Raw genomic sequence first — 24845 nt, 5'->3', positions numbered from 1 at the left:
GACTTCGTTGCCTCATCTCCAGATCGGCAGGCCCAGCATGGAAGTTGTCATCGTTCCGGACGCCGAGTCGGGCGGCGAACTCATCGCCGAGGCCATGGCACAGCTCCTACGGCGCAAGCCCGACGCTCTGCTCGGCGTGGCCACCGGCTCGACCCCGCTGCCCGTCTCCGAGGCGCTGGCGGCCAAGGTGCGCTCCGGCGCCGTGGACGTCTCCCGGGCACGGATCGCGCAGCTCGACGAGTACGTGGGGCTGCCGGCCGAGCACCCGAAGTCGTACCGTTCGGTTCTCACGCGCGAGGTGCTGGAGCCGCTCGGGATCGGCATGGACGCGTTCATGGGGCCCGACGGAACAGCCGAGGACGTGCAGGAGGCGTGCGAGGCGTACGACATGGCGCTGGCCGAGGCCGGCGGGGTGGACCTGCAACTGCTGGGGATCGGGACGGACGGGCACATCGGATTCAACGAGCCCTGCTCGTCGCTGGCCTCGCGCACCCGCATCAAGACGCTGACCGAGCAGACCCGGTGGGACAACGCCCGGTTCTTCGACGGGGACATCGACCAGGTGCCGCACCACGTCATCACCCAGGGCATCGGCACGATCCTTCAGGCGTGGCACCTGGTGCTGTTCGCGACGGGTGAGGGCAAGGCGGACGCGGTCGCCGCGACGGTGGAGGGGCCCGTCGCCGCGGTGTGCCCCGCCTCGGCTCTCCAGTTGCACCGGCACGCCACGGTCGTGGTCGACGAAGCCGCGGCGTCCGAACTGAAACTCGTGGACTACTTCCGCCACGCCTTTGCCAACAAGCCCGACTGGCCGCAGATTTGAAGAGCGTTCTGTCCCGGCGGGGGTGACGAGCCCCGGTCGCCCTCCTCGCCTTCGCCGCGACGCCCGGCGCCCGACCGGCACCGTCGAGGGACCGCTCACGATCGGTGGTGCCGCTGTTGTTCCGTCGGTGCGGGGGTGTTGGCGCGCGAGGCCCCGTACGGTTCCAGCTTCTTGAGTTGCACGGGGGTGCGCCGCAGATACGGGGCAGTGTCTCGGGCGCCGACCCGGCCGCATACCTCGGCCGGGGTCACTGGGGCGTGTCGCCGGTGCCGGGCGGGTCGGAGCGCCGGGCCGGACCCGGCTCACCCTGCGGGCCGGCGAGCACGGAGGGAAAGCGCCACACGGCGACCCAGGCGCACGCGCTGAGCCACGCAACACCGAACAGCCAGCCACCGGCCACGTCGGTGAACCAGTGGACGCCCAGGTAGACGCGGGTCAGGCCGACCGCCACACCCCAGCACCCGACCGCGGCGACGAGGGCCGCGCGACCGGGAGGCGAGCGAAGAACCAGCGCGACGACCAGCAGTCCGGCCGTCACACAGGCCGCGGTCGTGTGGCCGGAGGGAAAGGCCCACCCCGACGCATGGGCCGCCCAGTCCCGGACCGGCGGACGGGTCCGGGCGATGAGCCGCAGCGGCACTTGCCGCAGCGCCTGGGCGCCCAGCAGGCAGCCCAGGCTCACGCACACGCCGAGGATCCGCTGCCGTGCGCCGCGCCCGGCGATCACTCCGGCGAGCACCGCCAGCGCGTAGACGATGACGCCGGTCCCCGTGGCGGTCACCGCTCGCGCGACGGTGACCGCCACGGCCGAGCGGTGCTCGACGGACCAGGACAGCAGGACCTCGTCCACGGAGAGCGGCGCACCGCCCCGGGCGGCCACCACCACGGACAGCAGGGCGAACCCGGTCAGCGCTGCCACGCCGACGGCGCCGACGAGCCGCCGCGGTCTCGTGAGCCGCGGGCGAGGTCGGGTGACGGATGCGGCCCGATGCTCCATGGTGCCGACCTTAGTCATGCGCTTCAGGGTCGGCGGCGCGCGGGCGCCCGACGCCGTCCCGTGCGTCGGACGAGTTGGGAGCGCGTGCGTCCATCTGCTCAGGCGTCAGCGCAGGCACCGCCCTGACGGCCCTGTGGCCGGGCGGGCCCACGGACGGCTTCGCCGCCCGCCGGGCCGCCCGGCCTGCTCAGGTGGTGCCGATCACTCTTCTCCGTCGTGCTGATGGTCGGCTGTCTGCGACGGGTCGGCGTGCCCGCCGGGGCCGTCGGAGGGCCCGTTCTCCGGAGCCTCGCCCTGACCTTCGGTCTCCTGACCGCCCTGGCCCTGGTCCTGGCCCTGGTCCTGGTCCTCAGCCTTGCCCTGGTCCTGGTCCTCAGCCTTGCCCTCGCCCTGGTCCTCAGCCCTGCCCTTGTCCTGCCCCTCCTCCCGGCCCTGGCCTTGCTCCTCTGCCTGGCCCTGGTCCTCGCCCTTTTCCCTGCCCTGGTCCTCGCCCTTTTCCCGTCCCTGGTCCTGGCCGCTCTGATCGCCCTGCTGAATGTTGTCCCGGTCCGGGCCGCTGGTGTTCTCGCCCGGATCAGTGGGGTCGGACGCTCCAGGGGCCGCCGAAGAAGTGGCAGCAGCCGGGGTGGACGGGGTCGGGGCGTGGGACGCGGCCATGGCAGCGCCGGTGGCCCCGGCGGTCGTGAGTACCACCGCGCCGCCCAGCAGTGCGACCCTGCGTCGGATGTTCATCATGTGCTTCTCCTTGTGCCGGAGGGGTTCGGAGCGATCTCCGAGGACGTCCCCTACGGCCCCCCACCCTGTGACCCGCCTGCTGAGAGGAGGCTGAGAGCGGCAGATGTCCTCAGCGTCCTCTCAGCAGGCCGGTCCTACGGTCGACGTCGTAGAGTGGCGGAGAGGCGGCCATGCGGGTGCTGGTGATCGAGGACGAGCGCGGGCTCGCCGCGGCGATCGCACGCGGGCTCGCCGAGGAGGGTTTCGCCGTCGATGTCACCCATGACGGTGCCGACGGCCTGTGGAAGGCCTGGAACGAGCCGTACGACGCCATCGTGCTCGACATCATGCTTCCCGGGCTGTCCGGATACGAGGTGCTCAGACGCCTCCGGGCGGCCGAGGTGTGGACGCCGGTCCTGATGCTGACGGCGAAGGACGGCGAGTACGACGAGGCAGACGCGCTCGACCTCGGAGCCGACGACTACCTGCGCAAGCCCTTCTCCTACGTCGTGCTGGTCGCGCGTCTGCGTGCGCTGCTACGGCGCGGCGCCCCCGCGCGCCCCGCCGTCCTCACGGCCGGCGATCTCGCGCTGGACCCGGCGCGGCGCCGGTGCCACCGTGCCGAGACGGAAATCCCCCTGACCGCTCGGGAGTTCACGCTCCTGGAGTTCCTGCTCCGGCGCCAGGACGAGGTGGTCAGCAAGACCGACATCCTCACCCATGTCTGGGACGAGAACTTCGACGGCGACACCAACATCGTCGAGGTCTACATCGGCTACCTGCGGCGCAAGATCGACGTTCCGTTCCGCCGCCACACCATCGAGACCGTCCGCGGCGCGGGCTACCGGCTGCTGGCCACGGGGGACTGAGCCGATGGCCGGACGACTCGCGCGCTGGTGGGCCGGGCATTCACTGCGGCTGCGACTGACCGCGGCTGCGGGGCTGGTGATCGCCGCCGGGCTGGCGGGCGCCGCCGTACTGCTGGTCGCCTGGCTGCACGCCAGTCTCCTGCGCGGCCTCGACCAGACCGCCGCGCAACGCGCGCAGTTGATCGCCGCCGCGCTGGACCCGGCCAGACCCGCCCGTGCCGTGAGCGGTTTCGCGGGTGGTGACACGGCGGTGCAGGTCATCGACCGTGGCGGCGCGGTGCGGGCCGCCTCGGGCAACCTCGAAGGGGAAGGCCGGCTCTTCTCGTTCCCTCCCGCCCGGTCCGGACAGCTGAAAGCCCACACCGTGCACCGCCTCCCCCTCCAGGAGGCCGACACCTGGCGTGCCGTCGCGCTGCCCGCCGGTCCACGGCACGGGGATCTCACCGTGTACGTGGCCGTGCCGACGACGGACGTGGACCACGGCCTCGCCGAGCTCACCGCCGCTCTCGCCCTTGGCGTGCCGGTGGTCGTCGGCCTGCTCACGGGTGTGGGGTGGCTCATCCTGGGACGGGCACTGCGGCCCGTCGACGACCTGCGGGCCCAGGCGGCCCGCATCACCGCCTCCGATCCTGGCCGGCGGCTGGACGTGCCGCCGGCCAGGGACGAGCTCCGACGCCTCGCCGAAACGCTCAACGACCTGCTGCGCCGCCTCGACGCGGCGGGGCGGCGGCAGCGCGAGTTCGTCGCGGACGCCGCCCACGAACTGCGCAGCCCCATCGCCAGCCTGCGGGCCCAGCTCGACGTGGCGTCGCGGAATCCGGGAAAGACACAGTGGGAGGCCCTCGGCCCCGAACTGGTCGCGGAGACCGGGCGGCTGTCCCGGCTGGTCGACGACCTCGTCCAGCTGGCCCGTCTCGACGCCCGCCCCGTCTACCGCAAGGACACCGTCGACCTGGACGACGTCGTCTTCACCGAGGTCAGCCGCGCCCGCCCGGAAACCCCACGGATCGTGGTGGACGAATCAGCCGTGAGCGCGGCCAGGGTCACCGGCGACGCTCACGCGCTCTCGCGCGCCGTACGCAATCTGCTGGACAACGCCACAAGGCACGCGGCCCACCGCGTCGAGGTGAGGCTCAGCGCCGACGGCGGTCGTGCCGAGCTGGTGGTCGCCGACGACGGACCCGGCATACCCGCCGCCGACCGCACCAGGGTCTTCGGCCGATTCACCCGGCTCGACGCCGCCCGGGCCCGGGACCAGGGTGGCTCGGGTCTCGGTCTGGCCATCGTCCACGACATCGTCGCCGCCCACCAGGGCACCGTCCACGTCGAGGACAACCACCCCGGCGCCCGATTCGTCGTTCACCTGCCGATCGCCGTATGCCGCTTATCGGGAAGCCGCCCGGCCGCTCTTGCTGGACCACATGGAGACCACCGTCACGGACCTGCTCGCGCTGGCCCGGAACGTTTCCCGACACGCGCGCTGCCCTGCGCCAAGCACCCACATCCACCTGCGCCGCTCCCCCGCTGCCTCCGGGATCGCCCTCTCGCGATGACGCCGAACGGCCGCCGCCGGTGATGCCACGGGTAACGGCATACCTGGCCGGCCGGGAGCAACCATCGATCACCAACCCCTGGTCGCCGACCCCCGACCACTGCCCACCGCCCACCCGCTAGGTCAGGTCTTCGACGAGCTCGCGTCCTCGAACGGGACGTGTGGGTCAGGCATCCGGTCCGGGTGGCGTTTCGGGACGCCGTGGTAGCCCGCGAGTAGTGGCCGGGGCAGTGGGCCCTTGATGCGTGCCCCGTTCTCGGTCTCCTCCCAGGCGTGGGCGAGGATGCCCACGCTGCGGGAGAGGACGAACAAGCCCCGTCCGAGCTCGGACGGGAAGCCGAGTTCCGCGTAGATGATCGCGGTGGCCCCGTCGATGTTCATGGGTACCGGACGCTCCCGGCCCTCGGCGAGCGCGGCCTCCAGCGCGAGTCCGGCCTCCAGCGCCCGGCCGGGGACCTCGCCGGCGTGGACCGCCTCCTGGACCAGCGCGAGCAGGGGGTCCCGCCGGGGGTCGCGGGGATGGAAGCGGTGGCCGAATCCCGGGATGTAGGCGCGGCGCCGGCGGTACTCGGCGACGATCGCGGGGGCCTCCTCGCCGTCGACCACCCGTTGCAGTACCTCCATGCACTGCTGTCCCGCTCCGCCGTGGACGTCGCCCAGCAGGCCCGCGCCGGTCGCGACGGCGCTGTTCAGTCCCACACCGCAGGTGGCCGCCATGCGGGCCGCGGCGATCGACGGGGCCTGTGGACCGTGGTCGACGGCGGCGACCAGCGCGGCCTCCAGAAGGCGGCCCTGACCGGGCGTGGGCAGTTCACCGCGGAGCATGAGCCAGATCTGTTCGGCGAAGGTGACCCGGCCGATGAGCTCCTCGACGGGGTAGCCGCGCAGCCGGATCTCGCCGGGCTGGATCTCGCTCACCGCCGTGGACCACCAGTCGGTCACGGTGCGCTCGGCGATCATCGCCTCGTTCCCGTCCGTGGTGTCCCGTTCCGGCCCGCCGGCCGCCGGTACGGCCGTCGCGCTCATATCGCACCGCCTTCGCGCAGCGCGGTGATCTCCGCCGCGGCGTAACCGAGTTCTGCCAGCACATCGTCGGTGTGTTCCCCCAGCAGCGGAGGCGGAGCGGGGGACGCGGCCGGTTCGCCGTCCACGCGCACCGGGCTGCCCAGGACCGGCAGGGGGCGCTCGCGTCCGTCGGGAAAAGGGAGGTCGTGGACGAAGCCGCGCGCGGCCAGGTGGTCCAGGCCCAGGGCGTCCTGTACGGACAGGACGCGCGCGGCCGGTACACCCGCGTCGGACAGGATCTCCTCCCACTCCGCCGCCGGGCGGGCGGCCAGGCCCGATTCCACCTCGTCGCGGAGGGCGTCGCGGTGCGTCTTGCGGTCGGCGGGATGGGTGAAGCGCGGGTCGGTCGTCAGGTCCTCGCGCCCGATGAGCCGGCACAGGGTCGTGAACTGCTGCTGCCGGTTGGCGGCGATGTTCAGGTGGCCGTCGGCGGTGCGGAAGGTGCCCGACGGGGCTGCGGTGAAGTTCTCGTTGCCCATGGGGTGGGGCACGCGTCCGCTGATCAGGTAGTTGGACGTGACCCAGCCCATGGCGGTGAGCGCGGACTCCAGCATGGAGACGTCGACGAAGGCGCCCTCGCCGGTGCGTCCGCGGCGCACAAGTGCGGCCGCCACCGCGTAGGCGGCCGCCATGCCGCCGAGCGTGTCGGCGACGGGGAACCCGGCCCGCAGCGGTGCCGTCTCCGGGGTGCCGGTGACGCTCATCATGCCGCTGAGGCCCTGGATGATCTGGTCGTACGCCGGGCGGTCCCGCAGGGGGCCGGTCTGCCCGAAACCGGAGATCGCGCAGTAGACGAGCCGGGGGTTCTCGGCGCGCAGCGTCTTCCAGCCGACGCCGAGCCGGTCCATCACACCGGGGCGGAAGTTCTCCAGCAGCACGTCCGCCTCGCGGACCGCGCGCAGGAGTGCCTCCCGCCCGTGGGGACTCTTCAGGTTGAGGGTGAGGGAGCGCTTACCCGCGTTCTGGGCCAGGAAGGAGGCGCCCAGCAGTTCCTCCCCGAGAGCGCGGTCGGCACCCAACTGACGTGCGAGGTCACCGGATCCGGGCATCTCGACCTTGATGACGTCGGCGCCCTGCAGGGCGAGCTGGTAGCCGGCGAAGGGGCCGGCGAGGACGTTGGTCAGATCGAGGATCCGTACGCCCTCCAGGAGGGGGGTCGTCATCAGGCGGTGCCTCCGATGCAGTCGAGTGTGGTGAGGGCTCGTGCGGTGTCGAGCAGGGCGGGGGTGAAAGCGGCGACGGCGTCGTCAGTGAAGCGGGTGGTCGGGCCGCCCAGCGCGACCGCCGCGGTCAGGCGGCCCGATGCGGCGAACACGGGGGCCGCGACACCGGAGACGCCGGGCTCACGCTCGCCGTGGCTGACGGCGATGCCGTCCGCGGCGGCCTTGCGGGTGTGCTCCCAGAGCCGCTCCTGCCACTCGTCGCCCGGTGCGCGGGACGCCACCGCGGCGACCTCGGCACGGTCCGAGCGCGAGAGGAGTACGTGGCTCGCGGCCCCCGACCACAGCGGCATCTCGGCCCCGATGCGAACGACATGGCGCACCGTGCGGGTGCCTTCGTGGCGGGCGACGCAGACGCGGGTGCTCTGCTGGCGGACGTAGACCGACACCGTCTCGCCCCCGCTCGCCTCGCTCAGCTCGGCCAGTCGGCGCAGCGCCTCCTCGGGCAACCGCCAGGTCCGGCCGGCCAGTTCCGCCCAGCGCAGGAGGCCGGTGCCGGGGACGAGGTGGCCGTCGCCCCGGCTCCACAGCAGACCGCTCTGCTCCAGGGTGTGGACCAGTCGCACCACGGTGGTCTTCGGCAGTCCGGTGGCGTCGACGAGTTCACGCACGGACCGGCTGGGGTGCTCGGCGTCGAAGAGGGCGAGCAGGTCCACCGCGCGCTGCACACTGCGGACGCCGCCGACGTCGGGTTCGGGCATGCCGTCTCCTCGTGTCTCGGCACGCGGCGAGGCGGACCCTCGCCGGTGAGTAGGCCGGTTCATCACATCACGGAACCATTCAGCGGTACAAGCGAACCATCTGGTGGTACTGGCTGGACGGTGCTGGATCAGGTGATGTGGGCGATGATGTGGTCGACGGCCTCGGTCGCCATGCGGCGCAGCGCCTCGGCTGTCTGCGCGCCGGTGTGCGGGGTGATGACGATCGACGGCTCGTCGCGCAACGGGTGGTCGGACGGAAGAGGTTCGACGGCCGTGACGTCGAGACCGGCACCCGCCAGGTGGCCCCGCCGGACGACGGCCAGCAGGGCGGACTCGTCGAGGATGCCCCCGCGCGAGGTGTTGACCACCACCGCGCCCTCGGGCAGTGCCAGGAGTTCCGGCAGGCCGATGAGGTTCCGGGTCTCCTCGACCAGCGGGACGTGCAGGCTGAGGTTCTCGGCCCGGGACAGCAGCGTCGGGAGGTCCGCGGGTTCGGCGCCGGCGTCGGTCATGACGGACGCGGGCACCATCGGGTCGTACGCCAGGACGCGCATGCCGAAGCCCTGGCCGGCGATCGCGGCGGCCTCGCGGGCGATGCGGCCGAAGCCGACGAGTCCGAGTGTCGTGCCGGAGAGTTCCCGGCCGCGGATCGCCGCGCGCGTGTCTCCCTCGCCCCGGACCGCGATGCCGATGCCCCGGCGCACGGCGAGCAGCAGCGCCACGGCGTGTTCGGCGACGGACCGGCTGTTGGCCGTCGGGGTGGTGGTGACGGTGATGCCCAGCTCCCGCGCGGTGTCCACGTCCACGGTGTCGAGCCCGACACCGTGCCGGGCCACGATGCGCAGGTGGGGCGCGCGGCGCATCATGGCGCCGTCGACGCGTTCGGTACGCAGCAGGATGGCGGTGACCCGGTCGCTGACCTCGTCGAACGGGACGCCCTCGGCGCCGTACCCCGTGCGCACGTCGGCGTGCGGGTGCAGGCGGGCCAGGGCGTCCTCGTGAACCGGCCGGGGAATCCAGACGAGCGGGCGTTCAGTCACGGGGCACCAGCCGCTGGTTGGCCGCCCGGCGCTCGGCCTCGCCCTCGATGAGCCGGCGCGTGTCCGCGACGACGTCGCCGACCTGCCCCGCCGGGACGATCGCCACCCCGTCGTCGTCACCGATCACCCAGTCCCCGGGGGTGACGGGCACCCCGCCGACAGCGATCGGGCCGGCTATGCGGTACGGACCCGTCTTCCACGGTCCCGCTGGAGTGACGGCGCGGGCGAACACCGGGACACCCAGCTGCGCCAGCTCGACGACGTCACGGGCGGCGCCGTCGAGGACGATGCCGCCGACCTCCAGCGCCTTCGCCTTCTGCGCCACCAGCTCACCGATCAGCGCGCGGGTCGCGTCCCCGCCTCCGTTGACGACGAGCACCTCCCCGCGCCGGATCGTCTCGAACGCGGCGTGGAGGCCCTTGTTGTCGCCCGGCCGCGTCCACACGGTGAACGCGGGTCCGGACAGGACCGCGCCGGGCCACAGCGGGCGGATGCCGTCGGCGACGCCGAACCGGTCCATCGCGTCGGACACGGTGGCGACGGGGAGCGCTCCGGGGGGCGGATAGTCGTGCACGTTTCTCCTTCGGTCGGTCCGTATACGTCGGTCCGTATAGGTCGGTCAGTACAGTGCGGGCGGCAGACCGGTCCGGGCGATGTCCTCCGCGCAGCGGCGGACGGCGTGCACGAAGCCGGGGATCTTGTCGTCGGTGAACCGGACGGTGGGCCCGCCGACGGCGAGCACCGGCGGACGGGCGGGTGCGGCGCCGGCGGGAAACGGGACGGGTACCGCCAGACCGCTGTTGCCCGGTTCGCGCTCGCCGTGGGTGACGCACCAGCCCCGCTCCACCGCGGTCCGCGTTCCGGCGCGGATCGCCTCGGCGTCGCCCGCTGACTCCGCGACGATGCGCTCGACGAGCCGGTCCCGCTCCTCGGGCGGTTCGAGGCTGAGCAGCACATAGGCGGCGGACCCCGCGGACATCGTCAGGACGTCGCCCGGCTCGACCACGTGGCGCAGGGTGTTGGGGCTGGGGGCCTGGCCGACCACAACCCGTCGCGTGCCCTCCCGTACGTACAGGCTCACGGTCTCGCCCGTCTCTGCCGCGAGCGCCCGCATCCGTGCCAGTGAGGCGGGCGGGACCGTCCAGGCCGTCTCGGCGAAGGCGGCGAAGGCGATCAGGCTGGTGCCGACCCGGACCCGTCCGTCCGCTCCCGACTCCACCAGCCCTTCCCCGGCCAGCGTCTCCACCAGGCGCAGGACGGTGGTCCTCGGCAGGCCGGTCTCACGAACCAGGTCGCTCAGCGTCAGTGACATGCGCTCCGGGGTGAACGCGCGCAGCACCTGCCACGCCCGGCTCACCGCCCGGATACCGCCGCCACCGTCGGTCGTCGGGGACATCGGTTCCCTCCTTGATCGTGTCGGTTCCATTGCCTCTCCCCTGAGGGACTGTTTACCATCTGGCGGTCATGAATATCCATCAGGTGGACACTCTGGGGTGACCAGCCACCCCCGGACCAGTTCCGTAGGAGATCACAAGGGAGTGATCGTGCAGAGGAAACGTTTCTTGCTCGGCGTCCTCGGCGCCGTGGGCACCATGGTGCTCGCGGGGGCCGCCGCTGTGGACGCCAGCAACTCCACCTCGGGCGCCACGCCGAGGTCGAAACTGACCATCACGGCCCCCGCTGCGCCCGGCGGTGGCTGGGACCTCGCGTCACGCGAGCTCCAGCAGGCGCTGCGGGCCGACTCGATCGTCGGCAACGTCCAGGTCGTCAACGTGCCCGGCGCCGGCGGCACCATCGGGCTCGGACAGTTCGTCGAGCTCGGCGCCGACCCGACGCGGATGATGATGACGGGCACCGTCATGGAAGGCGCCATCACGGTCAACAAGTCGCGCGTGGATCTGGAGAACACCACGCCGATCGCCCGGCTCGCCGAGGACTACGAGGTCTTCATCGTCCCCGCCGACTCCCCGTACCGGACGCTCCAGGACTTCATCGCGGCATGGCGGAAGAACCCGCACAGTCACGCCGTCGGCGGCGGCGGGCTCGGCGGCACCGACCACCTGCTCGCCGGACTCACCGCGAAGGAGGCCGGTATCGATCCCAAGGAGGTCAACTACATCTCCTTCGCGGGCGGTGGCGATGTGCTCAAGGCACTGCTGTCGGACACCGTCGAGATCGGGGTCAGCAGCTACAACGACTTCCGCGACCAGATCGAGGAAGGCAACCTGCGCGCCCTGGCGGTCTCGGCCGACGAGCCGGTGCCGGGCATCGACACCCCGACCTTCATCGAGCAGGGCGTCGACGTGTCGCTGCCCAACTGGCGCGGCCTGGTCGCCCCGCCGGGCATCAGCGACGAGCAGCGACAGGAACTGACCGACATCGTCACCGAGGCGACCCGCACTCCCCAGTGGGAGGACGCCCTCACCCGCAACAAGTGGGTGGAGAGCCTTCTGACCGGTGACGAGTTCGCCGAGTTCATCCGCCAGGACCAGGCGAGGGTGAACGCCATCATCAAGGAGCTGGGGCTGTGACCACCCACCCCGCGCCGGACACGGGCCCGGCCACCTATCTGCGCCGCCGCACCGGCCTGATCGTTCCGCTGCTGCTGCTCGTCACCGGCATCGTGCTGGGTGCCGGAACGCTCACCATGGAGGTGCCGGACAACGTCGCCTCGCCCGGACCGCAGCTGTTTCCCACGATGGTCGCCGTCGCGTGCGTCGTGTTCGCCGTCCTCCTGGGCATCGACATACTGCGCCGCCCCGAGCCCGAGCAGGTCGCCGCCCCGACGGACGTGGACCCGGCCACCGACACCGGCACCGCCGCACGGACCACCGAGGCAACCGACGTCACTGCCTCCAGCGCTTCCACGAACGCCCCTGAGGCCGCGGCCGGCGACACCGCCGACGCCGGTGCGACGCGGGTTCGCAGCAACCGGCGGGCGGTGGCCGGACTGGTCGGCACGATCGTGGCGTTCATCGTCCTGCTCGTCCCGCTCGGCTGGCTGCTGTCCGGAGCGCTGCTGTTCTGGGGCGTCGCCCGGGCGCTCGGCAGCCGACGCCCGGTGTTCGACATTTTCCTGTCGATCGCCATCTCGTCCCTCGTCCAGCTGGCCTTCTCCGCGGGACTGGGCCTCAACCTTCCCCCAGGTGTCCTGGCAGGAGTGCTCTGATGTCATCACTAGGCAACCTCGGTGACGGATTCCTCACGATCCTGACGCCCATGAACATGCTGTGGGTACTCGTCGGCGCCTTGCTCGGCACGGCCGTCGGTGTGCTGCCCGGTCTCGGTTCGGCGATGGCGGTGGCGCTGCTGCTGCCCGTGACCTTCTCGCTCGACCCGGTCGGCGCGTTCATCATGTTCGCCGGTGTGCTGTTCGGCGGACTGTTCGGTGACTCGACCGCCGGAATCCTGATGAACACCCCCGGGAACAGCACCGCGATCGCCGGCTCCATCGAGGGCCACCGGATGGCGACGTCCGGGCGCGCGGCCCAGGCGCTCGCGACGGCCGCCATCGGCGCGTTCATCGGCGGCATCCTGTCCTCCGCGCTCGTGGTGTTCTTCGCCCCCTCGCTCGCCGAACTCGCCACGCTCTTCGGTCCCGCCGAGTATCTGGCGCTCTCCGTGTTCGCGTTCGTCGCGATCTCGGCCGTGGTCAGCGAGTCGGTGCTCCGCGGTCTGGCCGCCCTGGTGATCGGCCTCGCGATCGCGCTGGTGGGTGTCGACGGCATGTCCGGCACCGCTCGCTTCACCGGAGGGATGCCGGAGCTGTTCGACGGCATCAGCATCGTGGTGATCACCGTGGGCCTGCTCGCCCTCGGCGAGGTCATCGCCGTCGCCGCACGGCGCGGGACCAAGGAGGACCTGCGCGTCATGCCGTCCACCGGCAGGCTGTGGCTGTCGCGCGGGGAGATCCGGCTGGCGATACCCGCGTGGCTCCGCGGCACAGCGATCGGCGTGCCGTTCGGCATCATCCCCGTCGGCGGATCCGAGGTGCCCACGTTCCTGGCCTACGGCACCGAGCGCAGGCTCGGGTCGCGTCGCGCGGACTCCATGTTCGGCAAGGGCGCCATCCAGGGCGTGGCCGGTCCTGAGGCGGCGGGCAACGCCACCGCGGGCACCGCGATGGGTGCCCTGCTCGCACTGGGCCTGCCGACGTCGGCGACGGCCGCTGTCATGCTCGCCGCGTTCCGCCAGTACGGCCTCCAGCCCGGACCCCTGCTCTTCGAGCGGGCGAGTGAGCTGGTGTGGGCCCTGCTGGCCAGCTTCTTCGTGGCCATGGCCGTCCTGCTCGTGCTCAACCTGCCGTTCGCGCCGCTGTGGGCGAAGCTGCTGAAGGTGCCCCGGCACTACCTCTACAGCGGGATCACCGTGTTCGCCATGCTGGGTGTCTACGCGACCAGCAGCAAGATCCTCGACCTCGTCCTCGTGCTGGCCATTGGCCTGCTCGGCTTCGCCATGCGCCGCTACGGGCTGCCCGTCGCACCCGTCCTCATCGCGGTCATCCTCGGCCCGCTCGCCGAGACCGAGTTCCGCCGCGCGATGGCGGTCAGCGAAGGCGACCCGTCGGTGCTGGTGTCGAGTCCGATCACGATCGTCCTCTACCTCGTGCTCGCGCTCGGCGTCACCGGCCTGTTGGTCCAGCGCGCCCGGAACCGCCGCCGGACCATCGCATCGGGGGCGACTGCGTCCTGACCGCCCCGGCCGCGCGCCCGCGGCACGACGGATTCGTTCCCACCGTTCCGTCCGGCGCGCACCCGGCCGCTTCCCTTACCCGTACCCGACGGCGACGACCTCGCCCCACGGCACCCCGGCGCTACCACCGAGCGGCACCGGCCGCCCGGCGCGACACCGCTCTGGGCGGATGCCGCGCTTCCGGTCTCGGGACTGGGAGGTCGTCCTGAGCGGGTGGGGGTTGCGAACTGCTGTGTGCATGAGTGAGTGTCCGGGCTGGGGAACGTGCGGGCCGGAGAATGAGAACAGAGGTTTCTCTGTCGAATAGGTGACCTTTGCCGGTGGTGCTCGTTGGGTGCGATGAGGTGTTCTTCTGCCGGTGCGGGGGTGAGGGGATGGGTGGGCTGCGGGAGGTGGCGGCGTCGTTCGTGGTGCCCGGCCCCTCGGGGGTCGCGGTCCGCGACCGGCTCAAGCACCTGACCGCCGAGGACGAGAAGGTACTGCGCCTGGTCGGTGACCATCTGGGCGCACTCGCCTCCCGGGATCTGAATGCGCGGTGCACGGCGGGGCTGGAGCACGACAGCGACCGGTGGGCTGAGCGCAAGCGGACCCTGACCGAGGAGTCTTCTTCGCGGTGGGCGGGGTCGATCACGAAGGCCACTCACGATCAGTGGGCGCTCGCCCGGCGCGGCCAACTGGCCCACATCCAGAGCCTGGAAGCGGGTGCGCGCACCATCGCGCACCGGCTGTCCCTGCCAGTCGGGGAGAAGGGCGGCAAGAGCGCTCCGGGCGGCTACCACACCCGGCGGGAGTGGTTCGCCAAGACCCGCCGTCTGCAGCTGCTCGAAGACCGGCTTCAGGCAGCGCGGGCCGATCGTGAGGCCGGAGTTGTACACGTGGTGCGGGGCGGGAAGCGGCTGCTGAACACCCGCCACCATCTCGACGCCGCCCGGCTCACCGAGGAGCAGTGGCGTACGCGGTGGCAGGCCGGGCGGCGATTCTTTCAGGCCGATGGCGAGTCAGGGAAGCGGTTCGGTAACGAGACCATCCGCGTCACCCCCGACGGCGAGGTCTCCCTCAGACTCCCGGCCCCGTTGGCGCATCTGGCTAACGCGCCGCACGGCCGGTACGTCCTCGCCGCGAAGGTGGTGTTCGCGCACCGGGGCGAGCAGTGGCGTGACCGTGTCACCGCGAACCGGGCCGTCGCCTACCGCGTCCACGAAGACGTGCTGCGCGGGCGCTGGTACCTCACCGCGTCATGGACGATCCCCCCGGTCAAGACCGTGCCCCTGGCCACAGCCCGCGCGGGCGGCCTGGTCGGTGTCGATACCAATGCCGACCACCTCGCCGCCTGGCGCCTGGACCCACACGGCAACCCCGTCGGCCAGCCCCTCCGCTTCGGCTACGACCTCACCGGCACCGCCGCCCACCGCGACGCCCAGGTCCGCCACGCCCTGATCCGCCTGCTGCACTGGGCCCAACGCCATGGCCTCGCGATCGCGGTCGAAGACCTCGACTTCAGCTCGGAGAAGACCCGGGAAAAACACGGCCGCCGCAAGCGGTTCCGCAACCTCATCTCCGGCATGCCCGTCAGCAGGCTGCGGGCCCGGCTCGTGTCCATGGCGGCCGAACTCGGCATCCCCGTCGTCGCCGTCGACCCGGCCTACACCAGCCGCTGGGGCGCCCAGCACTGGCAGAAACCCCTCACCACCAAGAACCGCACCACCACTCGCCACGACGCAGCCGCCGTGGCGATCGGAAGGCGCGCCCTGGGACACCCGATCCGGCTGGGGGTACCTCCCAGGCCCTTAAGGCACTGGGGGAGGACGGCACCGCCCCCTGCTCACCGGAGTGATGAGCAGGGGCATCGGACCGTCCAGGCCCGACCGGGCACCCCGGGGCGTGAGGCTCTGCCCATCAGCGGCCTCCGGCCGCGGGCCGCCCCCGCATTCCCGGACCACGGACACGATCCGTGCGCACCGGACGCGGAGAGAAAGTGGGGAACCAGGACGCCCAACACCGTTCGGGGCGTCCGGCTGAGCATGAGTCCTGGCAACAGGACTCACTCCCGCTCAGTCTTTAGGAACGGTGCGGGGCACGCACCCACCCGCTCCGTACGGACCGTCGTCGGACCGCCCTGGGCGGGCCCGGCATCACCCGCCGACGCGACGGTTGCGGGCTGATACCCGTCAGAGTGGGCATGCCGGGGACTGGCTGGTTCCGACGCTGTAACGGTTCATACCTGCTGGTCCCGACTTGCCGCGGGGCGGTCGCTGAGGTTGGCTTGATGATCAGACGGTCGGCTGGCCGGCTGGTGGCAGTCAAGGGCTTCAGCAAGCATCGGACGGCCACCGCGTTCGGAGTTCGATCACCGCGGACGGCTCACCGCCGCGGCCCCGCTTCCACGTCTCTCCGCCAAGTTCAGGGGCAGTGAAACGAAAGGGCCAGAGCGATGGCATACGCCGTGCACCACCGTACCGAGGCCGTCGACGGCCTGGAGGTGTTCTACCGGGAGGCCGGTAACTCGCAGGCACCCGTCGTGCTCCTGCTGCACGGCTTCCCGACGAGCTCGCACATGTTCCGCAATCTGATCCCGGCACTCTCGGACCGTTACCGGCTCATCGCACCCGATCACATCGGCTTCGGCCAGTCGGCGATGCCGAGCCTCGATGAGTTCCCCTACACCTTTGAAGCCCTCACGGAGATCACCTCGGGGCTGCTCGACCGCCTGGGCGTCGACCGGTTCGCCATGTACGTTCAGGACTACGGCGCACCCATCGGGTGGCAGCTCGCTCTGCAGGACCCGCAGCGCATCACCGCGATCATCACGCAAAGCGGTAATGCCTACACCGACGGCTTCGTGAAGCCCTTCTGGGACGGTCTGTTCGCCTACGCCAAGGCACCGGGTCCGGAAACCGAAGGGCCGGTGCGCGGCGCGCTGACCGCCGAGGTCACCCGCTGGCAGTACGTGAACGGCGTGGCCGACCAGAGCCTCGTCAGCCCCGACAACTGGGTCCACGACCAGGCGCTGCTCGACCGCCCGGGCAACAACGAGATCCAGCTCAAGCTCTTCCGCGACTACCCCACCAACGTGGACCTCTACCCGGACGTGCACCAGTACTTCCGCGACTCCCAGGTGCCGCTGCTGGCCGTCTGGGGCGCGAACGACGAGATCTTCGGCCCGGACGGCGCCCACGCCTTCCGCCGGGACCTGCCCAAGGCCGAGATCCACCTGATCGAATCCGGGCACTTCGCCCTGGAGAGCCATCTGGAGACCATCACCCAGCAGATCCGCGGCTTCCTCAGCCGCGCCATCACCTGACGCCGCAACAGGAGGCAGGGGCAACTTCCCTGTCCCACGGAACCCCGCTGCGAGGTCGGCCAGGTCGCTGTCGGCGCCGGGACTACGATGAAACGCGGCAGGCCACACGGGCAAGGACTGGGCTGGGGAGGATTCCTGAACAAGGTCACGATTCGCGACGTCGCCGAGTTCGCCCAGGTGTCCCAGGCCACGGTCTCGAACTACTTCCACAAACCCCGCAAGCTTTCGGATGCGACTCGGGAACGGATCCGGCAGGCGGTGGAAACGCTGGGTTTCGTGCCCAACGACGCCGCACGCACGCTGCGGACCGGTGTCAGCCCGGTGATCGGGTACGTGGCGTTCGAGTTGGCGAGCGCGACAACTCCGGAGATCGCCGCGGCGATCGAGCGGCGCGTGTCGGCTCAGGACATGTATCTACTCATGGCCAACGACACCGGCTCCCGCATGCGCGAGCGCGAGTATCTACAACTCTTCGAGCAGCAGCGCGTGGCCGGCGTCATCATCTCGCCGGTGGGTGACGTGGAAGCCGAACTGGCGCGTTTGCGGCGGCGCGGCATCGCGAGTGTGCTCAGCGCGCGACGCGCGGTTTCCCCCGTCCAGGCGTCGGTTTCGACGGACCATGTCGCGGGCGCTCGACTCGCCGTCCAGCACCTCATCGAACTGGGCCGTCGCAAGATCGGGTTCGTCGCGTCCTCGCTGGACCTGCAACAGATCGCGGACCGGCAGCGGGGAGCGCTGTCCGTGATCGAAACAGTGGCCGACGCCACTTTGGAGATCATTTCCGTGCCCGAGCGCACCGTGGAGGCCGGCATCGCCTGCGCCGACCGGCTCGCCCGCCGCAGGCCCGCCGACCGCCCCGACGCGCTCTTCTGTGTCAACGACCTGCTGGCCATCGGCATCGTCAGCTCCTTCGTGGCGGGCCGGAGCGTTCGCGTACCGGAGGACATCGCGGTCATGGGCTACGACGACATCGAGTTCGCCCAGTCCACCATCGTCCCCTTGAGTACGGTGCGGACACCGCATGCCCAGTTGGGGACAGCCGCGGCGGACCTGCTGTTGGACGAGATCGCGTTGCTGCGTGGCTCCGAACGCGCGGGCGAGGAACGCGTCGCCCCCAAGATCGAGTTCACGCCCGAGCTGGTGGTGCGGGCCTCCACCATCGGCGTCTGATCCCTCTCTGCGTCACTGTGCGTGATGTCGCATGCGACTCAGTAAATCGTTTCACCACTTTGCTTGCCGACCTCTTGACGGAGCTACGCCTACGCCGTTCTCATTGCCCGCAACGTCATTGAAACGTATTACCACTGGTTGGCGGAAGGCCTCCGGTGAAGAATGGAGCACCTCATGGCGGAGACGAACGCGGGCTCGCCACAGCTCGACCGCAGACACTGGATGCTGGCCGTGGCGGCCGGCATGGCCTCATTCCTCGACTCGGGAGCCATCATCTCGGTCGGTCTCGGGCTGGCTCTGTGGAAGGAGAGCTTCGGACTCGATGTCTGGACCGTGGGCGTACTGGGATCGACCCTGACGCTGTTCATCGCGGTCGGCGCCCTGACCGGAGGTCGCGTCGCCGATCTCTTCGGCCGCGGACGGGTCTTCTCCCTGACCATCCTGCTGTACGCCGCGGCTGCCGTCGCGGTGGCCCTCGCACCCAACTCCACTGTTCTCGTCGTCGGCGTCATCCTGATCGGGATGGCGGCCGGAGCGGACCTGCCGACCTCGATCGCCGTGCTGTCCGAGAGGGCCCCGGCCGGCACTCAGGGCCGGCTCGTGGCGTTCACCCACGTGATGTGGACCGCCGGCGTGGTGTTCGCCACCTCCCTGGGTTTCGCCGTGTCCACGCTCGGCACGCTGGGCATCAGGTTGATCTTCGCGACGCTCGCGGCACTCGCCGTCGCGACCTTCGCGTTCCGCACCTTCTACACACCGTTCCGGCAACTGGAGGCGGAATCCGACGCCCGGCACACCGCCACCGGGGTCGACCCCCTCCGGGCGCTCCCGCTGCGCGCACTGTTCCGCGACCGGACCTTCCGCGTCATGATCCTCCTGACCGCCCTGTTCTACCTGTTCTTCACTCTCGTCGCGAACACCTTCGGCTCGTTCAAGACCTACTTCCTCGTCACGGTCGGCGGCACCTCCCAGACCGTCGCCACCGCGCTGTCCTTCGCCACCACGCTCGTCGGCCTCGCCGGGACCATCGTGTTCACCCGTATCGCCGACACGAAGTGGCGCAGCCGGTTCTTCGCTGCGGGCGTCGTGGTGTTCGCCTCGTGCCAGTTGCTGATCGCCATCACCGGTGGTGTCATCCTGCCCGCGATGATCGCCGCGCTCGTCCTCTACAACATCGGCTTCCCGTTCGTCGGTGAGGCGCTGTACAAGATCTGGACTCAGGAGTCGTTTCCGGTCAATGCCCGGGCGACGGTTCAGGGCGCCACCATGGCCATCGCCCGCTTCGTCGCGTCGGCGTTCGCGCTCGTCACTCCGGCGCTGATCGACTGGAGCCCGTCCGGCCTGTACTACCTGCTGACTGTCTTCGCGCTCGTCTCGGGATTCATCGGCATGCTGATCATCCGCCGCGACCGTGCCGCCGACGCGTCCTTGGCGGCGCCGCGCACCCTGGGTGCCCCTGTTGCCGGAGACGCCCGGTGACGACGACGGAACACGAGGTGCTCGTCCACGCCGTCCGCATCGGCTGGACCGACGACACCTTCACGCCTGTCCCCTGCCCTTCGCTCTCCTGGAAGACCACCACCGCGCTGCCCTCGTGGATGCAGGCCGCGGCCGAGGTCGCCGTCTCACGCCAGGGCGTGACCACGACCGTTCGGATCGTCGGACCTGACGCTGTCCATGTCCCCTGGCCCTTCCCACCGCTCGAACCCCGCGAGACGGTCCGGGTGCGTGTCCGGGTCCACGGACACGACGGATCAAGTTCCCCGTGGAGCGCGGACGCGGAGATCACAGCAGGCTTCCTGCTCCCCGGCCACTGGCAGGCCCGCTTCATCGGCTCCGGTTCCGAGGCACCCCACCTCCTGCGAGCCGACTTCGACGTCCGGGGCGCGGTGCGTCGAGCTCTGCTGCACTCCACCGCGTTCGGCGCCTACGACATTCACGTCAACGGAGCCGCGGTCGACGACGCGGAACTGAAACCCGGCTGGACCAGCTACCAGTGGCGTGTGCATCTCGACGCGGCGGACGTCACCACTCATATCCGCCCCGGCCGCAACACCCTGGGTATCGCCCTCACCGGCGGCTGGTACACCGAGCGTTTCGGCTTCCGGGACGCCGCGCGCCGCTTCTACCAAGGTGCTCCGGCCGCGGCCGCTCAGCTCACGCTCGAATACGAGGACGGGACCACGGAGACGGTCCTCACGGACGAGCGGTGGCGCTGGTCACCGGGGCCGGTCGTGTCGGCGAGCCTCTACCAGGGCGAGCACTACGACGCCCGACTGCGCATGCCGGGGTGGTCGGGTCCGTCGTTCGACGACTCGGCCTGGGCACCAGTGCGCCTGGTCGCCGTGCCGGACGTCACTCCCACCCCTCGCGCCCTGCCGCCGGTCCGTGTCGTCGAGCGCCGATCCGTCGAACGGGTCCTGACCACGCCGAGTGGCAAGACCGTCCTCGACTTCGGGCAGAACCTCGTCGGTCGCGTCCGCATCCGCGTCAGTGGGGAGCGAGGACATGTCGTCACCCTGCTCCACGCGGAGGTGCTGGAACACGGGGAACTCGGCACCCGGCCGCTGCGCAACGCCGCCGCGACGGACCACTACGTTCTCAGCGGAGAGGGAGAGGAGACCTGGGAACCCAGGTGGACCTTCCACGGCTTCCGCTATGTGCAGGTCGACAACTGGCCCGGCACACTCACGCCGGATCAGGTGTCGGCCGCCGTCGTGCACACCGACATGCCGAGAACCGGTGGCTTCACCACCTCGCACGCACTCCTGCAGCGGTTTCACGACAACGTCGTATGGGGCATGCGCGGTAACTTCCTCTCCGTCCCGACGGACTGCCCGCAACGCGACGAGCGCCTCGGCTGGGCCGGCGACCTCCAGGTCTTCGCCCCGACTGCCACCTTCCTCTACGACTGCGGCGCCTTCCTGAGGTCCTGGCTGGACGACGTGATGCACGAGCAGCAGGCGGCGAACGGTGTCGTGCCCATGGTTGTGCCGGCCGTGATCCCGCAGGTGCCCGGTCTCTTCCAACCGGTCGCCGCCTGGGGGGACGCCATCACGGTCGTACCGTCCGTCCTGTGGGAGCGCTTCGCGGACCGCGACATCCTTCAGCGGTGCTTCCGTGGGATGGCTGCGTGGGTCGATGTCGTGGAGTCCAGGACAGGGGGGTCCGGGACAAAGGACACCCTGTTGTGGGAGGAGGGGCTGCAGTTCGGCGACTGGCTCGACCCCGACGCACCACCCGAGAGGCCCGGCGACGCGAAGGCCGACGCCGGCATCGTGGCCACGGCCTACTTCTTCCGGTCAGCGGATCTGACCGCCAAGACGGCCGCCCTGCTCGGCCGGGACGCCGACGCGCGCCGCTACGCAGACCTGGCCGAACGCATCGCGCAGGCCTTCCGCAACGCCTACGTCACCCCGCGCGGCCGCATGATGTCCGATGCGCCGACCGCTTACGCCCTCACCATCGTTTTCGGTCTGGTGGACGGTGCGCAACGCCAAGCGCTGGGCGATCGCCTGCGTGACCTCGTCCGCGCCGCCGGTTACCGCATCTCCACCGGCTTCGTCGGCACCCCGATCATCTGTGAGGCACTCTCTTCCACGGGTCACGCGGACGCCGCCTCAAGGCTGCTGACCCAGACAGAGTGCCCGTCGTGGCTGTACCCGGTGACGATGGGTGCCACCACCGTGTGGGAGCGCTGGGACTCGATGCTCGAAGACGGATCGATCAACCCTGGGCAGATGACCTCGTTCAACCACTACGCCCTGGGCGCCGTGGCCGACTGGCTCCACACGCACGTCGCCGGTCTCTCTCCCCTGGAACCGGCATACCGCGTGATCCGGATCGCGCCCACCGTGCTCAACGACCTGGACGACGCTTCGGCGTGGCACGAGACACCGTATGGACGCGCAAGCGCGGGCTGGCGTCGGGAAGGTCCCAAAGTGCACATTCACGCACAGGTACCGCCCAACACCAGTGCCGTCGTCGAACTTCCCTCCGGGGACAGATTCATGGTCGGAAGCGGTACCCACATGTGGGTCGAAGACCATCCGAAGCCCGCTCCATCGCGAAGCCGGCTGACTCTCAGCAGCAGCCTGGCCACGATCATCGACGATCAGCAGGCATACCAGGCGGTGCTCGGTGCGATAGCCGGCATCGACGCGACACGCGCTGACACCTTCCGCCGGACGACACGGTGGAAGTCCGGACGCGAACTCCGCGAACCGCTGGACAAAGCACCTGTGGAGGTCCTGACAGCAGTCGAACAGGCTCTTGCCGGGCTGCCGATCGGGGATGCCAAGGACTGAACCCCGGACCGGCTGGCCGGGGCCCGAGGAACGGGCCCCGGCCAGCCGTCACGTCACTGACTTACGCGCGTGCGCCGGTCACTGCTTCTCGCGCAGGGAGTGCAGGTGCGCGCTGGAGCGGCGGGCGAAGGAGAACGAGTCGGTGGGGTTGTCGAACTCGGCCTGCCAGTGGTGGGCCGGGCGTTCGCCCTGAAGGCGGGTGACCGCCGAGATGAATCGCTGGTAGTCGATGTCGCCGTCGCCGACGTCGACCATGCGGTAGCCGTACTGGTTCGACGGGTCATGGACGCCGTCCTTGACGTGGAAGAGCGGGTAGCGGTCCGGCTGCTTGAGTACGTAGTCGATGGGCTCGAAGGGCGCGGGTGTGCCGTCGGGCCGCTTGGAGAAGCGGAACTGGGCGACATAGGCCCAGTAGATGTCCATCTCCAGGTGGACCAGGTCGGGGTCGGTCTCGGCGAGCAGCACGTCGTAGAGGCGGACCTTGGGGTTGTCGGTGGCGAAGGAGAACTCTTCGGAGTGGTTGTGCTGGTAGAACTTCATGCCCCGGGCCCTGGCCGCCGCGCCGTAGGTGTTGAACTCCTCGGCGGCCCGCTTCCACGCGTCGACGGTCGAGCCGTAGCGGAACGGGCCGGCGGCGGTGCCGATGTGCTTCAGGCCAAGAGCCTGGGCGTCGTCGAGGACCTTGTTCAGATTCTGCGCGAACGTGTACGCGTTCGGGTCGCTGGAGTAGTAGCCGACGTGGCTGCCGATCGGGTTCAGGCCGTGGTTGCGGGCCAGGCGCTTGAGCTGCGCGAGCGTGATGGGACCCGCGGAGCCCTGCGTGTAGCCGGCGAACTCGACCTCGTCGTACCCGTACTTCTCCAGTTCGGCGAAGACAGGCGCGAAACCGAGCGTGGAGACCTTGTCGCGCAGGCTGTACAGCTGGATGCCGAGCCGCCCGGGCGGCAGGACGGGACGGCCCCGGCCCGCCGCCTCGGCCGTGACAGAAGTGGCGGCCGAGGCGGGAGACGCGGCCGTGCCCAGGAGAGCGGCGGCGGTGGCGCCCGCGGCCACGCCGAGCATGCCTCTTCGGCTCAGCCGGTGGGCCAGTTCGGGGTCGTGAGGTGTGGTGCGGCTCATGGGGTACCTCTCGTGGGTCGGGAAACTGTTGTGTGTGGTGGGGGTCCACTCGGCGCGGTCGGAGTCGGTCGGAGGGACTGATTCACGGCGGGAGTGGGTCGGTGGGCGCCGGTCATGGGTGGCGCGAGGAGCGTTCCGGTGGGGTGCCGGTCAGGCGAGGCCGACGTGAGGGATCTATGGACGCCGCGGGAGCTTCGGGTGCGGCGGCGGCTGCGCTGACCCCGGAACGCTGAGAAGTGGGCAGGCCCCGCAGGCAACGCGCCTACGAGGAGGGCGAGTCAGCTCGCGGATGCCGTAAGTGCAGGTCGGTGACCGCTGGTTCCGCTTCCGCTCCCGGTTGCGGTTGCGGTTGCGGCGGTGCGGTCGTCATCGGGCCGCACACGTCCTGAACAGCGGGCCGGCGGCATGCGTGGGGAAGGCGCGTCGGGGAAACGCCTTCCCCACTCTCGGAGAAGGAGGCTCGGAGAAAGAGGGATGGAGAAAGGAGGGACGTCAGTTTCCGAACGCCGCGCCGAAGGAAGCCGTCGGCGGTTCGAAGTCGAACGCCTTGAGACGGGTGAGGGCTTCGGGGGCGCCCTGGAGCCGGTCCATGCCGGCGTCTTCCCACTCGACGGAGACGGGGCCCTGGTAGTCGATGGAGCGCAGCATCCGGAAGACGTCCTCCCAGGGGACGTCACCGTGGCCGGCGGAGACGAAGTCCCAGCCGCGGCGGGGGTCGCCCCACGGCAGGTGGGAGCCGAGGCGGCCGTTGCGTCCGTCGAGCCGTTTGCGGGCCTCCTTGCAGTCGACGTGGTAGATCCGGTCGCGGAAGTCCCACAGGAAGCCGACCGGGTCGAGGTCCTGCCACACGAAGTGCGAGGGGTCGAAGTTCAGCCCGAACGCGGGCCGCCGGTCGCACCGGGAGGCCATGCGGCAGACCCTGGCCCTCTGGGTCGACTCTGTGGCCGGCTTCGCCCGCCGCCGTGGAGTGCCTGCCGTGCTCGGCGAAGGCGTCGTGGGGTACACCCCTCTCCTCACACGTTTCGAGGAGGACGCCGTCGGCAAGGACATCGCGGAGTTCGTCGTCGACCGCTGTCTCGCCGCTGGCTTCCAGAGCGTCGTACCGACCTCCAACGCGGCACCCCACCACCCGATGTGGCACACCGACCAGGACTGGATGCGCCGGGTCAACGCCCGCGTCACCACCGGCTGAACGCGACCGCATCCCCGCCGGTGGATCAGGCCCGTGGGGCCGGTCGGCCACGACCTCGTCCGTGTACGGAACCCTGAAGGCCC

20 protein-coding genes and 2 pseudogenes are annotated in these 24845 nt (G+C 70.7%); 12 read left to right on the top strand and 10 right to left on the bottom strand.

Annotation, left to right across the window (positions count from 1 at the left end; all coding sequences use genetic code 11):
* Positions 1-37: 37 nt before the first annotated feature.
* Positions 38-823, top strand: a complete 786-nt coding sequence (nagB, locus tag FPZ41_RS01810) for a glucosamine-6-phosphate deaminase (protein WP_152858200.1) — start codon at positions 38-40, stop codon at positions 821-823.
* A gap of 247 nt (positions 824-1070) precedes the next feature.
* Here nagB and FPZ41_RS01805 read toward each other — a convergent pair whose 3' ends face one another.
* Both FPZ41_RS01805 and FPZ41_RS46830 read right to left on the bottom strand, forming a co-directional pair.
* Positions 1071-1838, bottom strand: a complete 768-nt coding sequence (locus tag FPZ41_RS01805) for a phosphatase PAP2 family protein (RefSeq protein ID WP_228022354.1) — start codon at positions 1836-1838, stop codon at positions 1071-1073.
* A gap of 183 nt (positions 1839-2021) precedes the next feature.
* Positions 2022-2555, bottom strand: coding sequence for a hypothetical protein (locus tag FPZ41_RS46830; RefSeq protein WP_194235947.1), 534 nt, complete (start codon positions 2553-2555; stop codon positions 2022-2024).
* Between the two features lie 170 nt (positions 2556-2725).
* Here FPZ41_RS46830 and FPZ41_RS01795 point away from each other — a divergent pair, with 170 nt between their 5' ends.
* Both FPZ41_RS01795 and FPZ41_RS01790 read left to right on the top strand, forming a co-directional pair.
* Entirely contained in the window at positions 2726-3403 is a 678-nt protein-coding gene (locus FPZ41_RS01795; protein ID WP_152858198.1) for a response regulator transcription factor, read from the top strand.
* A 4-nt stretch (positions 3404-3407) separates the two neighbouring features.
* Entirely contained in the window at positions 3408-4979 is a 1572-nt protein-coding gene (locus FPZ41_RS01790) for a sensor histidine kinase (protein WP_194235946.1), read from the top strand.
* A 99-nt stretch (positions 4980-5078) separates the two neighbouring features.
* On the opposite strand, the gene FPZ41_RS01785 is transcribed toward FPZ41_RS01790, so the two are convergent.
* From FPZ41_RS01785 to FPZ41_RS01760, 6 genes are all read right to left on the bottom strand, one after another.
* Positions 5079-5981 (bottom strand): citryl-CoA lyase, encoded by a 903-nt coding sequence (locus FPZ41_RS01785; RefSeq protein WP_228022353.1) that lies wholly within the window; start codon positions 5979-5981, stop codon positions 5079-5081.
* Positions 5978-7183, bottom strand: a complete 1206-nt coding sequence (locus tag FPZ41_RS01780; protein WP_152858196.1) for a CaiB/BaiF CoA transferase family protein — start codon at positions 7181-7183, stop codon at positions 5978-5980. The genes FPZ41_RS01785 and FPZ41_RS01780 overlap by 4 nt, the downstream gene beginning before the upstream one ends.
* A complete protein-coding gene (locus tag FPZ41_RS01775) occupies positions 7183-7941 on the bottom strand; it encodes an IclR family transcriptional regulator (protein WP_152858194.1) in 759 nt (252 codons plus the stop codon). The genes FPZ41_RS01780 and FPZ41_RS01775 overlap by 1 nt, the downstream gene beginning before the upstream one ends.
* A gap of 128 nt (positions 7942-8069) precedes the next feature.
* Positions 8070-8981: an NAD(P)-dependent oxidoreductase gene (locus FPZ41_RS01770; RefSeq protein WP_322619712.1), complete on the bottom strand. Its 912-nt coding sequence runs from the start codon at positions 8979-8981 to the stop codon at positions 8070-8072.
* Positions 8974-9555, bottom strand: a complete 582-nt coding sequence (locus tag FPZ41_RS01765; RefSeq protein WP_322619711.1) for an RraA family protein — start codon at positions 9553-9555, stop codon at positions 8974-8976. The genes FPZ41_RS01770 and FPZ41_RS01765 overlap by 8 nt, the downstream gene beginning before the upstream one ends.
* A 45-nt stretch (positions 9556-9600) precedes the next feature.
* Positions 9601-10377 carry an IclR family transcriptional regulator gene (locus FPZ41_RS01760; RefSeq protein WP_152858192.1) on the bottom strand — a complete coding sequence of 259 codons (777 nt, stop codon included), beginning with the start codon at positions 10375-10377 and terminating at the stop codon, positions 9601-9603.
* Between the two features lie 148 nt (positions 10378-10525).
* On the opposite strand from FPZ41_RS01760, the gene FPZ41_RS01755 reads away from it, so the two are divergent.
* The 8 genes and pseudogenes from FPZ41_RS01755 to FPZ41_RS01720 all read left to right on the top strand — a co-directional run bounded on the left by FPZ41_RS01755 (position 10526) and on the right by FPZ41_RS01720 (position 22451).
* A complete protein-coding gene (locus FPZ41_RS01755) occupies positions 10526-11512 on the top strand; it encodes a Bug family tripartite tricarboxylate transporter substrate binding protein (protein ID WP_181587410.1) in 987 nt (328 codons plus the stop codon).
* A complete protein-coding gene (locus FPZ41_RS01750) occupies positions 11509-12150 on the top strand; it encodes a tripartite tricarboxylate transporter TctB family protein (RefSeq protein WP_322619710.1) in 642 nt (213 codons plus the stop codon). Before FPZ41_RS01755 ends, FPZ41_RS01750 begins: the two co-directional genes overlap by 4 nt.
* Entirely contained in the window at positions 12150-13673 is a 1524-nt protein-coding gene (locus FPZ41_RS01745; RefSeq protein ID WP_152858189.1) for a tripartite tricarboxylate transporter permease, read from the top strand. Before FPZ41_RS01750 ends, FPZ41_RS01745 begins: the two co-directional genes overlap by 1 nt.
* Positions 13674-14047: 374 nt before the next feature.
* A pseudogene (locus FPZ41_RS01740) lies at positions 14048-15735 on the top strand (IS200/IS605 family accessory protein TnpB-related protein).
* A gap of 369 nt (positions 15736-16104) precedes the next feature.
* Positions 16105-16974: an alpha/beta fold hydrolase gene (locus FPZ41_RS01735; RefSeq protein ID WP_152858187.1), complete on the top strand. Its 870-nt coding sequence runs from the start codon at positions 16105-16107 to the stop codon at positions 16972-16974.
* 87 nt (positions 16975-17061) lie between these two features.
* Positions 17062-18144, top strand: a complete 1083-nt coding sequence (locus FPZ41_RS01730) for a LacI family DNA-binding transcriptional regulator (RefSeq protein ID WP_152858185.1) — start codon at positions 17062-17064, stop codon at positions 18142-18144.
* Positions 18145-18318: 174 nt separating this feature from the next.
* Complete coding sequence (locus FPZ41_RS01725; RefSeq protein WP_152858183.1) at positions 18319-19623, top strand: MFS transporter; 1305 nt, start codon at positions 18319-18321, stop codon at positions 19621-19623.
* On the top strand, positions 19620-22451 hold the full coding sequence (locus FPZ41_RS01720) for a family 78 glycoside hydrolase catalytic domain (protein ID WP_322619709.1): 2832 nt from the start codon (positions 19620-19622) through the stop codon (positions 22449-22451). Before FPZ41_RS01725 ends, FPZ41_RS01720 begins: the two co-directional genes overlap by 4 nt.
* A 78-nt stretch (positions 22452-22529) precedes the next feature.
* On the opposite strand, the gene FPZ41_RS01715 is transcribed toward FPZ41_RS01720, so the two are convergent.
* On the bottom strand, positions 22530-23570 hold the full coding sequence (locus FPZ41_RS01715; protein WP_152858181.1) for a sugar phosphate isomerase/epimerase family protein: 1041 nt from the start codon (positions 23568-23570) through the stop codon (positions 22530-22532).
* A gap of 492 nt (positions 23571-24062) precedes the next feature.
* Positions 24063-24467: pseudogene (locus FPZ41_RS01710) on the bottom strand (sugar phosphate isomerase/epimerase family protein); the annotation flags it as partial.
* A 10-nt stretch (positions 24468-24477) separates the two neighbouring features.
* On the opposite strand from FPZ41_RS01710, the gene FPZ41_RS01705 reads away from it, so the two are divergent.
* On the top strand, positions 24478-24762 hold the full coding sequence (locus tag FPZ41_RS01705; RefSeq protein ID WP_228022352.1) for a cellulase-like family protein: 285 nt from the start codon (positions 24478-24480) through the stop codon (positions 24760-24762).
* Positions 24763-24845: the final 83 nt, after the last annotated feature.

Origin of the sequence: Streptomyces acidicola, assembly GCF_009377235.1 — a bacterium.
Lineage (GTDB): Bacteria > Actinomycetota > Actinomycetes > Streptomycetales > Streptomycetaceae > Streptomyces > Streptomyces acidicola.
The sequence above is the reverse complement of the archived record's forward strand: the minus strand, read 5'-3'. Positions and strand labels throughout refer to the sequence as shown.